The sequence below is a fragment of the Mesorhizobium sp. M4A.F.Ca.ET.050.02.1.1 genome (assembly GCF_003997725.1).
GTDB lineage: Bacteria > Pseudomonadota > Alphaproteobacteria > Rhizobiales > Rhizobiaceae > Mesorhizobium.
The window spans coordinates 1-12,344 of record NZ_RZSG01000095.1; the positions used below are offsets into that span (position 1 = coordinate 1).

Below are 12,344 nucleotides of genomic sequence, written 5' to 3' on the forward strand. Positions count from 1 at the left end.
GGTCGAGGCCGCGCGCTCGGTCGACTTGCCCGCCAGGTATTCCGCCGCCGATAGCGCGAGCGTGGTGGCGCCGGCGCCGCCGCTGGCGGCGATGAAGGTGATGATGCGGCTCTTGGTGCCCTGGTTGCCGGTGTCGTGGAAGGTGACGGCGTTGAGCAGCTCCTTGGCATCGAGCGGCTTGTGCAGCCAGTCCGAAGCGTTCATGCGCACGAGCACGCGCGTCTGCTCCGACGCCAACTCATCGGAAATCGCGATCAGCGGCACCGACGCCCATTTGGAGCGCGCCTCGACGATGCCCGGCTGGCCGAGCAGCTCGCCATTGCCAAGGTCGAGGATGACGATACCCGGCCGGGTATCCGCAGGCGGCCCCTTGAGGAAGTCGGCTGTCTCCGAGACCTGCACGTCATAGATCGCCAGCGCATCGAGCCTGGTCGCGACATCGCGCTTGAACTGCGGATCGGACGAGAACAGGGCGACCTGCTTGCGTCTGGTCGGAAGGACCTTGGTGTTGATAGCGTTCATGGCGAGGTACTCTTCAAATCTTCGCCCGTGACCGTGCTGAGCATGGAGGGCATGGTCATATTTCCGAACCCGAGCAGTCCGCCCAGGAAGAAGAACTGGTAGGTCATGTTCTGCAGGCTGACAGAGATTGTCGGCACCGGGCCGGCCGCCCGTGTCTGGTAGCCAAGCCCGGTAGCGGTATAACGGACGACCACATTAGCTGGTTGCAGCAAGGGATCGAAGTCGCACATTCCGGGACGACTGCCGGCTACAGGCCCACATTGTCCGTCATCACCAGCATAGATCGTGTTGAAATTTGAGGCAGACCAAACTCCAACGACGCAATATGCGCCTGTGCAATTGCAGGTCGATGTAGCACCGTTGCAGACATAGTCAAACGAGCCTGCGGCCACGGGAGCTCCCGGGGTGGCGGTTGGGCCGGCCGTATCAATCTCCGGGGCAATCGGAGTGGAAATAGAGGCCAGTCTGGCACCGACCTGAACTGCTTTGGTCGCCGCGTTCCATTGATAAAGAGCGTAGCCGAAATCGATGAAGCCAAGGACGAGCATAAATAGCAGCGTCGAGACGATGGCCATTTCCACCATCGTTGCTCCGTCCTCGGATCTTGCGAAAAGCCTGATCATGATCAGAACCGGATCAACCGCTCCTCATGGAAGCCGCTCAGAGTGATCGGGCTGACACCGACCAGCGACAGCATCCCGACGCCAGCATAGGCATAGGTGCCGGCCGCCCTGACTATGCAGACCTGGGAAGTAGTGGACCGGTATTTGGTGACACCGGCAACCACGGCGTCTTGGCAGGACCCACTAGCAGCGATTGTCACAGTCACATTCGCTTTCTGCCAGCCGCTAATGCGCGCGCTGCCAGTTCCCGCCACGTTACCGAACACTGCGATGTTTGTGGCAATATCCGCGCAATTGATCGCGGCAAGGCCTGCATCGGTGTAAAGTTGACTATTGCAACGTGCCCCGAAGCGGGCCGCGTCCGACAGTCCAGCCTCCATCAGCAGCTTGTCGTGGATCAGGTTGCCGAACTCGAACACGCCTGCCGACAGAAGAATCATAGTCGGCCCGATAATGGCCATTTCGACAAGCGCGGTGCCGCGACTGTCGCGCCAAAATCTGTCGAGGTGATGGAAGAAGCATTTGGCCATCGCATCACCGGTAAAGCTGCGCTTCGTCACGCAGGAAATTGTCGAGCGTGCCTTGGCCAGCGCCACCGGTTACGTCGACCAGTTCGACCATCACCGATGCGTCGTCCGATGCCGAGGCAACCGGTTCGGTGAGAAAGAAGCTGCCGAAAGCCTCGACCGGCAGATTGGTACTATGACCCGACAGGTCGTTGCCCGCCGCTTCGAGCGCGTTGCAGTTGAGGATCGCACCATAGAGAAGACGACGATCCACTGATGTAACCGGCGGCTGACAGGCGTTCGATGGGGTTCCGACTTCGCCTCCGGCCGAAGCCGTCCCAACCAGACCTTGCGCCATTTCGTACTTGTAGACCTCGTAGCGGGTTGGCTTGGTCGTGTCCCACGACGATGGATGGGACGTGGAGCCGAAGTTGGTGCTCCAATAGCCGGAGAGGTCCCAATTTCCGTCGCCCATCCGTCCACTCATATACGGCGTGGTGGCGTCCCTGGGCAGGCCCATATTGGGCGAGCCGAACGTCAACTGATTGTATTGCGGGCACTGATTGCCACCGCCACCGCCATTGCCATTGCCATTGCCATTGCCGCCCGCGGCAGCGCCCTTCCGAACATTCGATGCCGGCCCATATTCTGGACTGTTGAAGTGGCTGCCGTTTGCTTTGATGCCGAAGCGGACGTTGAACGCGTCTTGTACCGGCCCGGCATTCTGGCCGGTCTTAGTCGAAACACTACCGGATTCGTAGCATCCGATCGGGGTGGATGTCGCGATCGTCTGAGCGAGCGCCTGTGCACCATTCCCTACACCCGGCGGTGGCTCCAGAAAGCCGAAGTTACCTGGACCGGCCGCCGCGCCATTTCCGACCTTTCTCAATTCGATCAGCCGACGATGAACGGCGGGGTTGGAAACAGCCTGCTGCAGCGTGTAGTTGCCGGCGTTGTTCGTTCCGTTCGAATCCATCTCATAGGGGTTGCAGATGAAGACCGGCGTGAAATTGCAGACACCGGAGGTGAAACCCGCCACGGCGACGGCTCCGACACTGAAAGTGCTGCTAGCGCCCGACGTCACGAAAGAAGCTGGGAAAAACGCGGCAAAGCCAGTAGGGGCGACCGTCACTTGAATGAATCGCGTTTCCGCCTCTCCGACGGCCTGCGTGGAACTGGCGACGTAAGTTGCAAGGTTCGCCGACGTTATCGGAGTGCTGTCCGCTGCGGGGATCGCTTTCAGGAAACACCATGAAATGTTGCCGGCGTTATTGCAGTTCAATGTGCCGCCAGGTTGACCGGAAGTCAGGGTAAACCTGCCATTCGGCCCAACTGTCGAGAAATTGCTTTCATTATCGACCAAAGTAGCCATGGCGCGTTCGGCTCGCGCCCAGGAACCGCTTGATCCATCCAGTTCGGCAGCGCCTGCCAGTGCAAACGCGTCCGCCGCCTTCTGCAAATCATTGTGCAGATTGTTGACCCGGCTGGCGTCGATCGCAAGGAGGGAAAATCCAACGATCGCCGGTAGCATCACGCTGACGAGGATCAGCGCTATTCCCCTCTGATCGTGCCAGAACGCGCGAATACCTCGCAACATGGCCCTACCCCTTACCCCTTCACGCCAGGCCCCTCGAATGCCCGGCGCACCGCATCCTTCTGCTCAATTCGCTCCGTTGGTCACACCCGAAGTGCCGACATTGACCGTCATGTTCGTCGTCGGCGCCGGTGGCGGCGGAACTCTGTAGCTTCTGATCACGCCAACGCCGCGCTCACCGTCGCCTTCGATTTTCGTGTTGTTCGAGGCCGGATTGTATGGGTCGACCGTCTGCAGAAGCGAATTGAATTTCTGCGTATCGCCGGCCGCCAGCGTCACCGTGTCGTAGTTGTTGAGATAGTCCGCGGCGCAACCTGTCAGCAGGCCGGTACACAGAACGACGAGCAAGAGCTTATTTCTTGACATAGAGCATCTTGTCCTTCGATTTCACATCCAGCATGTGGCCATAGGGGCCGGTGACGCCTTCGCCGTTTTCATACTGGCGGATCATGTCCTTGTTCACCTCGAGTTGGCCGAGGATGAAGAACTCCGGATCATTGGCCGGCCGCGTCTTGTCGAACGGCGTCGCCAATTGCTCGCCGGGCTTTGTCGGCCGTACGAGATGCGGCGTGACGATGACAACCAGCTCGGTTTCTTCCTTCTGGTTGCTTGAGTTGCGGAACAGCGCGCCGATGACCGGGACCTGGCCGAGCCATGGCACCTGGTTCTGCAGCTTGGTGGTCTTGCTGGAGAGAAGCCCGCCGACGGCGAAACTCTGGCCGTCGCGCAATTCGACCACGGTCGCGAGTTTGCGGTTGGTGAAGATCGGGTCGCCAGCAGTGGTAAAGCCGGTCAGGTCGCTCACTTCCGGCGCCAGCTTGATATGGATCTTGCTGTCATCCATGACGACAGGCGTGAATAGCAGATTGACGCCGAATTGCTTGTATTCGATCTGGATATTGCCATCAGTGCCGATGCTGCGGATGGGGACTTCGCCGCCTGCGTTGAAGCTGGCGGACTCACCCGACAAGGTGGTGAGGTTGGGTTCAGCCAGCGTGCGCACCACGCCCTTGGCCTCGAGCGCTTCGATGATCAGGTCGACCTTGATGTTGCTGTCGATGACGCGGGTAATTAGTGCCGCGAAGGGATTGGTGTTCGAGAGCAGGCCGCTAAGCAGGTTCCCGGGTCCCAGCACCACGTCGTCTTCGTCGACGGCCGCAATGCCCGTTCCCGTACGGCTCGTGCCGCTACCATTCGTGCTCCTGATCGAGACGCCGAGGTCGCGGCCGGCGTTGCGCTTGGCCTCCAGCACGCGCACTTCCAAATTCACCTGCTGGCTGTCGTCGATGGTCACGGAGTTGATAATTGCGTCGGGGCCATATTGCTGGGCGACGTCCACGATGGAGGCCAGGGTCGCTGCATCCTTGACATGACCGGCCAGCCTGATCTTGCCATTGATCGAGCCGATTTCGATGCGCGCGCGAGGCGCGACCTGGCGGATTGCCGCGGCCATGTCACTGACATCCTGACCGACCTCGACCTGGAGCGTGCCCAGCGAGCGCTTGTCTTCGGAAAACAGGTTGACGGTTGTGGTGCCGACACCCTTGCCGATGACATAGAGCGTCTTGTCGGTCATCGGCTGCGCGTCAGCAATCTTCTCGTCGCCCACGACAATATCGCCCAGGGTGGAGTTCACCTGGATCGTCACCGACTGCGATACCGGCACGAAGATACGATGGATAGTCGGGTTCGACACGTCGATGCGGCGGTCGGCGGCATGGGCCACGGGACTTAGCGACAGCAATGCGCAGGATAAGGCGAAAGCGGCGGCCGCCAGTGGTCTCCGGTACACACGCATCTACGCTAACCCCCCTGCCGGCTGATTCGGAGTGTCGATCCTAATGCGCCGGCGTCATTTTTGTCGCGGCACATCGTATGTTTCGAGTTTTATACCTCGAAATACACCGATTGTCGCCCGGGCCGGCGGTTCCGGCTGCACGTATTTGACCTCTTCCTTGACAATTTCCTTCACTTGCGGCGCAGATGCCACAGCCGGAGCCGGCTTGACCTTGCTCAGATCGTCGATTTTGTTGTCCACCCGTTCGACGGCTTTGGCCAGCCCGGCGAGCTTGTCGTCGGCGCGTTTGCGATCGGCCGCGGCCGCGGCGTCCGCCGCCGCCTGCTTGGCAAGTTCGGCCTGCCTGGCGGCGACATCGTCCGGCGTGTCGCCGGTCAGATCCGAAAGCGTGACACGCTCGGTCGTCTCGCCCTTGTTGGCCGCCGCCTGACGCAGCGCCAGCGACAACTGCCCAGCGCCGGCGGCGAGCGTCAGCTTCTGCGCGTCCTTGGTGCTGACTTCGACGGTCACGGCTTTCGCCACCGTCGGGTTCTCCTTGCTTTCGTCAGCAACCTGGTCGATGGCCAGCACCTTAATGCTCTGTAGCAGCACATCGACAAAACTCTTGTCTGCGCCGCCATCGGCGCGCACCGTGCGGGTCAACAATATATCGACGCGGTCGCCCGGGAAGACAAAGCCGGCGACGCCGAGCACGTCGTTGACCCTGATGGAAACGGCTTTCATGCCCTCGCCGAGCACCGCCGAAAGCGTGGCGCGCTGGCCGGGGCCGGTGATCTTGGTGGCGAGAACGGGCTCGTTGGCGCCGATCGCCTGCAATGCCTGCTTCGAACCTTCGCCGGCCAGGATCTCTTTGGTTGTCTTGAAAGCGCCGGCCGGGACCGCGCCTGCGGGCCAGGCGATTTCACGCAGCTTTTCGGCGGTTAGCGTGTCGCCGAACTTCAGCGCCACCGCTGCCACCACAACAGTGTCGCGCTTAACTCCGTCCGACTGCGCCAATGCGTTGCGCTGGTTCGCCAGCCAGATGTTGACAAGCACAACCGCCAGAACGCCGAACACGCCGGCGAGAACAATCATGATCAAAGTGTTGGCACGCATCAGCCCCAAGCCCCAAAAGCGGGAATTCGCCCGCCGCGATAAGGCTCAGGCCCGGATCGAAGTCCGGGCCTGAGGATTAAACAGACGATCAGCTGCCGGTGCCGGCGGCGGCGTCGCAGGTACCCGGACCAGTGTTCAGGTTGGTGCAGAGGCCGGTGAAACGGCCGGTGACCCAGGCACCGATCGCGAGAACCGCGAGAATGGCTGCTGCGGCGATGATGCCGACCAGGATGGAATATTCGACCATAGCAGCGCCGTTGTCGTCGTCGCGGAACTGCCGGGCCATCGTCATGAGCTTCTTCATGCCAATTTCTCCCTTTGGAGGTTGAACCCGACGAGACGAGCTAAGGATGAACCCCATACCCAAGCATCCCCCGTCGAGTTGATCTAAGTCCCGCCAAAAACCAGAGTCAAACGGGATTAACAGTTCCTTAACCTTCCAATACCTGATCGGGACTCAATTCAATTTCGACAAGGGATTGATTCGATTTGCTTTTTGAGCGCTTTTAACCATTCATTCACAATTTCGCCTCACCCATAGTGGTAGCCTAATCATATTAGGGTATGTGCATAAGCCTTTATATGTAAGGGCTTACCGGAGTCCGCGGCGGCGATTCGAACGTTGCAAGCCGAAACGTTTCGTGAGGTGGGAGTTGAGTTGTGCTCCTGGGTACACAGTCGCGAAATAAAACGATTTTTTTAGGGACTCGTCTTAACTATGTTGTAAGTATTCGATCCTCCCACCCGCGCCCCGCGCTTGTGCCTCTCGTGGTTAACCCTTAGTTTCCAACCTGAGGGAAACTTTTGGGAAAAGTTTGCGGGGGGCTAAAAATGCTAGGCCGCTTCATCAAGGGATCGAATGAGCCGCGGGCGCTCCAGCCGACGACCGCAGTGGCGGTTTCAAATGGGGCGACGGTCGTTCCGGTGACGGATGCTGAAACCCAGGGCAATGATTTTCTGACGCTCAAGGTTGAACTCCACCGCCATCTCATCGACCGCTTCAATTTGACCGCCCTTGAAAATGCGTCCAAGGACGAGATTCTCGATGAGATACGGCCGATCGTGCGCGAATTCGTCCGCGCTCGAAATATTCCGCTGAACGCGCGCGAGCTTGATCAGTTGACCAGCGACACGGCTGACGAAATGCTGGGGCTGGGGCCGATCGAGCCCTTGCTCAAGGACGATTCGATCGCCGACATTCTGATCAACACCCACAATCGCGTTTTCATCGAGCGGCGCGGCGTGCTCGAGGAAACCAAGATCCGCTTCCGCGACGAGGCGCATCTGCTGCGGGTCGTCAACAAGATCGTCTCGGCAATCGGCAGGCGCGTCGATGAATCCGCGCCGATGGTCGACGCCCGCCTCGACGACGGATCGCGCGTCAATATCGCGGTGCGGCCGATCTCAGTGGATGGTCCGCTCGTTTCGATTCGCAAATTCTCCAAGCATCCTTATTCGCTCGAGCGCCTGATCGCGTTCAACTCGATCCGCCCGCCGATGGTCGACATGCTGCGGATCGCAGTGCAGGCGCGCAAGTCGATCCTGGTTTCCGGTGGCACCGGCAGCGGTAAGACAACCTTGCTTAATGCGCTCTCGAGCTACATTCCTGCCGCCGAGCGCTTGATCACCATCGAGGATGCGGCGGAACTGCAACTGCAGCAGCCGCATGTCGGCCGGCTGGAGACGCGCCCGCCCAACGTCGAGGGCAAGGGCGAAGTTCGTCAGCGCGAGCTGGTGAAGAACGCCCTGCGCATGCGGCCCGATCGCATCATCGTCGGCGAGGTTCGCGGCGAGGAAGCCTTCGACATGCTGCAAGCGATGAACACTGGCCATGAAGGCTCCATGACCACCATCCATGCCAACACACCGCGAGATGCGCTATCCCGCCTGGAGCAGATGGTCGGCATGGCCGGCATGCCGATGACCCACGAATCCATCCGGGCGCAGATCGCTTCGGCGATCGACATCATTGTGCAGACGCAACGGCTTTCCGATGGCGGCAGGCGAGTGATATCGATTTCGGAATTGACAGGCATGGAAGGCAACGTCGTGCAGCTCCAGGAACTTTACCACTTTGTTCGCCGGGAAGTGACTGCGGAAGGCAAGATCATCGGTGATTTTCGCGCCACCGGGGTAAGGCCGCGTTTTGCCCAGGAGGCGGCGACGCTCGGCTTTCACTTTGAAAAGGACGCCTTCAATCCACAGGTTCCGCTCTGATGCCGACTGGCCAGACCCTGCTCTATTTCATCTATGTGCTCGCCGCCGCCTCGGTGATCCTTGCTGCCGAGTCGCTCTATCTGTCTTACGCCGGGCGGCGCGTCAGGGTCGGCACAATCAATCGACGGCTCAAGCTTTTGGCCGAGGAAGCGCCGGCCGAGCAGACCCTACAAGGCCTGTTGCGAGAACGTGGATTGACGGACTCGGGTGACTTTGTTTTCGGCTTCGTCACATTGAACCGGCTCTACACGCAATCCGGCATCACCGGCAATCCACTGGCTTTCGCTGCAATGTTCCTGCTTGCCGGGCTGGTTATCGCATTGATGCTGACACTACTTTTCGGTTTTTCAATCGTCACGGCGCTGATCACATTTTTGTTGGTGGGCCTCGTCCTGCCGCTGCTTGTGCTCAGGCGCGCCCGCAACAAGCGCATCCAGAAGTTCGCCAGGCAGCTCCCGGATGCGCTCGACATGATCGTGCGCTCGCTGCGCGCCGGCCATCCAGCACCGGTGGCGATCAGTCTTGTGGCCCGTGAGATGCCGGATCCGCTTGGCACCGAATTCGGCATCGTTGCGGACGAGATCACCTTCGGGCTCAGTCTGGAAAACGCCGTGCGGAAACTCTCCCAGCGCGTGGGATTTGAAGGCCTTCATCTGCTTTCGGTATCACTCTCCATCCAGTCCAAGACGGGCGGCAATCTAACCGAGATCCTGCACAATCTTTCAATGGTGCTGCGCGAGCGGCAGAAATTGCGCCTCAAGATCAGGGCGCTTTCATCCGAGGGGCGAATGTCGGCGTGGATCATCTCCTTTTTCCCCGTCGTCATGTTCTTGATCCTACAGATCGCCGCCCCATCCTATTACGGCACTGTCTGGAACAATCCGGTCATCCTGCCTGTGTTTGTGCTTTTTGGAGCCTGGGCACTGCTGGGCGACTTCATCATGTACCGCATGGTCAACTTCGACTTCTGACAGGAGCGAGCCATTAGCCTGTTTTCGAATACGCAGGACATAAGCTTCCTGGTTTCCCTAGCTGTCTTCCTGGCGGCGGTGGCATTGTTCCTGTTCGGCGCCCTTGTCTTTTTGCCGGCGTTGCAGACGCGAAAGCTGGTCGCGCAAAGTCTGATGGCGGAGGGAATTGCCGACCGTCGTTCGCTTGCCGGGCAGGAACATCTGGCCAAGATCGCGGCGCAGAAGCCGATCGACGCCTATTTCCGCACGGTTGAGAAGGAGCGCGGCGAGCCGAATGCCCTTGAGGCGAAGCTCTTTCGGGCCGGCTTCTATCAATCAAGCGCGCCCCTCATCTATACTCTTACGCGCATAGCGGCGGTCGCGATCGGCTTTCTGGTCGCCTACACGCTCCTGTCCCGAGTATTGCCCGCGCAAATGCCCAGCTTTATTGCATTTGCCGGCGCCGGTCTGTTCGGGCTCGCCTGTCTGGTCGTTCCCAGCATCGCGCTTGATCGATTCGAGAAGGCTCAGATGCAGATATATCGTCGCGGGTTTCCCGATTTCATGGATATGATGATCACCTGCGCCGATGCTGGCATGAGCCTGGAGGCAGCGGTCGAGCGTGTCAGCAACGAACTGGCCGGAACCCATAAATGGCTGGGCATCCAGCTTTCGATCATGAATCTGCAACTGCGCGCCGGCAAGCCGCTACGCGAGGCATTGCGCGACCTGGCCGATCGCATCGGCCTCGACGAGGCACGGGCCCTGGCAGTGCTGTTCCGGCAGTCGGAAGAACTCGGCACCAGCCTGACCGACGCGCTGCGCGTCTATAGCGACGAAATGCGCAGCCAGAGAATTCTGCGCGCCGAGGAGCGTGCCAACGCTTTGCCGGTCAAGATGATGATCCCACTGGGGCTATGCATCTTCCCGGTGGTGCTTATGGTCATCATGTTGCCGGTGATCATCCGCATGAGGGGCATTTTCTTCTAGTTATGCGTGAGCTTTGATTCTAATGTGATTCGGGGGCGACCCTTGGGGACATATATATATGAGATGGCGAAATGCGGCCGCAGCCGGCCTGTTAATCATGGCGATTGCCGGCTGCCAGACGGACCCGACTGACGGTGTTGTTCGCACCAACGAACCCTCCAAGGGCGATGTCACGTCCTTTGGCGATACATTCGATGGGCTGAAGACAGTCAGCGATGTCGACTACTATGCTTCGGACCAGGCCGTCGCCGAGGCCAAGACGCAGTTCCGCTCTGAAAACTACGGCAATGCCGGCGCGCTGTTCTACAAGGCCACGCGCCTGGCGCCCAATGACGGCGTCGCCTGGCTGGGTCTTGCCGCCTCCTGCGACCGCATTCGCCGTTTCGACCTCGCCGATCTTGCCTACAGCCGCGCCTACAAGCTGCTTGGCGCGACGCCCGAATATTACAACAATCTCGGCTATTCCTATCTGCTGCGAGGCAAGCTGCAGAATGCGCGCTCCAATTTCCTGAAGGCCTACGAATTGGCGCCGAACGACCCGACCGTTGCCAACAACCTGAAGCTCCTGTCCTCCAGCGTGCAGAACATCGAGCGCTAGCATGTTGCTGGCCGCATCGCTACTGCTCAAGGCGCTGGCCATTCCTTTGCTCGTCAGGATCGCCTGGGTCGACTTCACGACGCAGAAGATATCCAATCAGAATGTGCTGCTGTTGCTTTGCCTGGGCCTGGGCTCCCTGCAACTGCTGTCAGTCGCGGCCGGGTCATGGTGGGATATGGGCCTGAGCGCTCTTGCCGGTCTTTTACTATTTGTCGTGCTCTTCCCTTTCTGGACCTTGCGCAAGGTCGGCGCTGGCGACGTCAAGCTGATGGCGGTTATGCCTTTTTTGATCGGCGGCAGCGGTCTCGTCGTTTTTTCTCTTCTCTTGCTGGTGTTTGCCCTGATCACGGCCGTGCTCGTGAAGAACCCTTTCATGCTGCCGGCAGGTATGTTCCGCCTCTATGTCCAGCATCTCGACCGCAAGGGCGTGGTGCCGTTCGGTGTGCCGATTTCGCTCGCGGCAATCTGCGCGATAGGGTTCCAGATATACGAACGTTGGGTGCTGGCCAGCAGCTCCGGAATTCTACAGCAGCTCAACTGACAAAGTGGTGTTCAAAACCCCGCCGTCGACTTCTCGACCAGCTTCAGCGCGCCCTTCTCGACCCGGTAGAACGGCATCGTGCGCTGGCTTGAGCCGTCGGCGCGGAAGCGGAACAGGCCGGTCGAGCCGCGGAAGCCGCTGGCATTTTCCAGCACCTGCTTGCTGAAGCCGTTCGGCCCGACGGCGCTCGCAATCCCCGCCGTCAGCGCGACCATGTCATAGGCATAGGCGACGTTGACGTCGGCCGGGTAGTGGAACGTCGCGTTGAAACGGTCGGCGATCGGCCCGGTCTCGCCCTGGTCGAGCGTTGCGATATAGGCGCCTTCGAACGACGGATCCATCGGCCGCTCCAGCCAGCGGTTGGTTCCGATGAGCGAGACCGTCTTGCCGGGAATGCCCTTTGCCTTCAGCGCCGCAAGCAGCGGTGTAGGGCTGGCGTCTCCGCTGGCCACGATCACCGCATCGGGCGCCTCCACCAGCGAGCCCATGTCGTTGACCGCCTTGGCGCCGCCGTCGGCCGGCGCATAGGGCAGGGTGACGGCAAGCGCCGCGCCATAGATGCTGAGGCCGTTGGCGACGCGCTTTTCGATTGCCGCGGCATTGCTGCCCGCCGCCACCAGCAGGACGAATTTCTTGGCGCCCTTGGCGGCGACGGCCGCCGCGCCCGCCGCCGCGCTGTCGGCCTCGCTGAGGCGCACGGCATAGACACCGGGGCCGCCGGCAAAATTGTCGGCCAGCGCCAGCACCGGCGGCCGCGTCGAGCCCGACAGCTTGGCGATGTGCTGCGCGGCCGGCAGTTCGGTCGGGCCGATGACGACTTTCGACCCCGTCGTTATCGCCTTGATCGCCAGGTCCTTGGCATTGCCGGGGTCTCCGCGCGTATCCTCCACGGTCAGCGTCAGCAAATTGT

13 protein-coding genes and 1 pseudogene are annotated in these 12,344 nt (G+C 60.3%); 5 read left to right on the plus strand and 9 right to left on the minus strand.

Annotated elements, in window-relative coordinates; translation table 11 throughout:
* The 8 genes and pseudogenes from EOA33_RS09755 to EOA33_RS09790 form a co-directional block, all read right to left on the minus strand.
* Positions 1–522, minus strand: a pseudogene (locus EOA33_RS09755) (pilus assembly protein); the annotation flags it as partial.
* Complete coding sequence (locus tag EOA33_RS09760; protein ID WP_245482283.1) at positions 519–1,106, minus strand: TadE/TadG family type IV pilus assembly protein; 588 nt, start codon at positions 1,104–1,106, stop codon at positions 519–521. The pseudogene EOA33_RS09755 and the gene EOA33_RS09760, both read right to left, overlap by 4 nt.
* 41 nt (positions 1,107–1,147) lie before the next feature.
* Positions 1,148–1,741, minus strand: a complete 594-nt coding sequence (locus tag EOA33_RS09765) for a TadE/TadG family type IV pilus assembly protein (protein WP_245455641.1) — start codon at positions 1,739–1,741, stop codon at positions 1,148–1,150.
* Entirely contained in the window at positions 1,680–3,248 is a 1,569-nt protein-coding gene (locus tag EOA33_RS09770) for a pilus assembly protein TadG-related protein (protein WP_126056496.1), read from the minus strand. Before EOA33_RS09770 ends, EOA33_RS09765 begins: the two co-directional genes overlap by 62 nt.
* 63 nt (positions 3,249–3,311) lie before the next feature.
* Complete coding sequence (locus EOA33_RS09775) at positions 3,312–3,593, minus strand: hypothetical protein (protein WP_245482284.1); 282 nt, start codon at positions 3,591–3,593, stop codon at positions 3,312–3,314.
* 4 nt (positions 3,594–3,597) lie between these two features.
* Positions 3,598–5,043, minus strand: a complete 1,446-nt coding sequence (locus EOA33_RS09780; RefSeq protein WP_126056494.1) for a type II and III secretion system protein family protein — start codon at positions 5,041–5,043, stop codon at positions 3,598–3,600.
* Between the two features lie 54 nt (positions 5,044–5,097).
* Complete coding sequence (gene cpaB, locus EOA33_RS09785; protein ID WP_126056493.1) at positions 5,098–6,138, minus strand: Flp pilus assembly protein CpaB; 1,041 nt, start codon at positions 6,136–6,138, stop codon at positions 5,098–5,100.
* Between the two features lie 88 nt (positions 6,139–6,226).
* Positions 6,227–6,442 (minus strand): Flp family type IVb pilin, encoded by a 216-nt coding sequence (locus EOA33_RS09790; protein WP_126056492.1) that lies wholly within the window; start codon positions 6,440–6,442, stop codon positions 6,227–6,229.
* Between the two features lie 527 nt (positions 6,443–6,969).
* Between EOA33_RS09790 and EOA33_RS09795 the strand changes: the two genes are divergently transcribed.
* Genes EOA33_RS09795 through EOA33_RS09815 form a run of 5 tightly spaced genes read left to right on the plus strand, consistent with a single transcriptional unit; the run spans position 6,970 to position 11,434 of the window.
* Positions 6,970–8,355, plus strand: coding sequence for a CpaF family protein (locus EOA33_RS09795; RefSeq protein WP_126056491.1), 1,386 nt, complete (start codon positions 6,970–6,972; stop codon positions 8,353–8,355).
* A complete protein-coding gene (locus EOA33_RS09800; RefSeq protein ID WP_126056490.1) occupies positions 8,355–9,326 on the plus strand; it encodes a type II secretion system F family protein in 972 nt (323 codons plus the stop codon). The genes EOA33_RS09795 and EOA33_RS09800 overlap by 1 nt, the downstream gene beginning before the upstream one ends.
* Positions 9,327–9,344: 18 nt before the next feature.
* Complete coding sequence (locus tag EOA33_RS09805) at positions 9,345–10,295, plus strand: type II secretion system F family protein (protein WP_126056489.1); 951 nt, start codon at positions 9,345–9,347, stop codon at positions 10,293–10,295.
* Positions 10,296–10,353: 58 nt separating this feature from the next.
* Positions 10,354–10,893, plus strand: coding sequence for a tetratricopeptide repeat protein (locus EOA33_RS09810; RefSeq protein ID WP_126056488.1), 540 nt, complete (start codon positions 10,354–10,356; stop codon positions 10,891–10,893).
* Position 10,894: 1 nt separating this feature from the next.
* Positions 10,895–11,434: a prepilin peptidase gene (locus EOA33_RS09815; protein ID WP_126056487.1), complete on the plus strand. Its 540-nt coding sequence runs from the start codon at positions 10,895–10,897 to the stop codon at positions 11,432–11,434.
* Between the two features lie 11 nt (positions 11,435–11,445).
* On the opposite strand, the gene EOA33_RS09820 is transcribed toward EOA33_RS09815, so the two are convergent.
* Positions 11,446–12,344, minus strand: an 899-nt coding sequence (locus EOA33_RS09820; RefSeq protein WP_127405533.1) for an ABC transporter substrate-binding protein, incomplete at its 5' end; no start/stop codon positions are given.

Coding starts and splice junctions, on each gene's coding strand:
- cpaB (WP_126056493.1), bottom strand. CDS start 6,138: ATGCGTGCCAACACTTTGATCATGATTGTTCTCGCCGGCGTGTTCGGC.
- EOA33_RS09815 (WP_126056487.1), top strand. CDS start 10,895: ATGTTGCTGGCCGCATCGCTACTGCTCAAGGCGCTGGCCATTCCTTTG.
- EOA33_RS09790 (WP_126056492.1), bottom strand. CDS start 6,442: ATGAAGAAGCTCATGACGATGGCCCGGCAGTTCCGCGACGACGACAAC.
- EOA33_RS09780 (WP_126056494.1), bottom strand. CDS start 5,043: ATGCGTGTGTACCGGAGACCACTGGCGGCCGCCGCTTTCGCCTTATCC.
- EOA33_RS09800 (WP_126056490.1), top strand. CDS start 8,355: ATGCCGACTGGCCAGACCCTGCTCTATTTCATCTATGTGCTCGCCGCC.
- EOA33_RS09770 (WP_126056496.1), bottom strand. CDS start 3,248: ATGTTGCGAGGTATTCGCGCGTTCTGGCACGATCAGAGGGGAATAGCG.
- EOA33_RS09810 (WP_126056488.1), top strand. CDS start 10,354: ATGAGATGGCGAAATGCGGCCGCAGCCGGCCTGTTAATCATGGCGATT.
- EOA33_RS09760 (WP_245482283.1), bottom strand. CDS start 1,106: ATGGTGGAAATGGCCATCGTCTCGACGCTGCTATTTATGCTCGTCCTT.
- EOA33_RS09795 (WP_126056491.1), top strand. CDS start 6,970: ATGCTAGGCCGCTTCATCAAGGGATCGAATGAGCCGCGGGCGCTCCAG.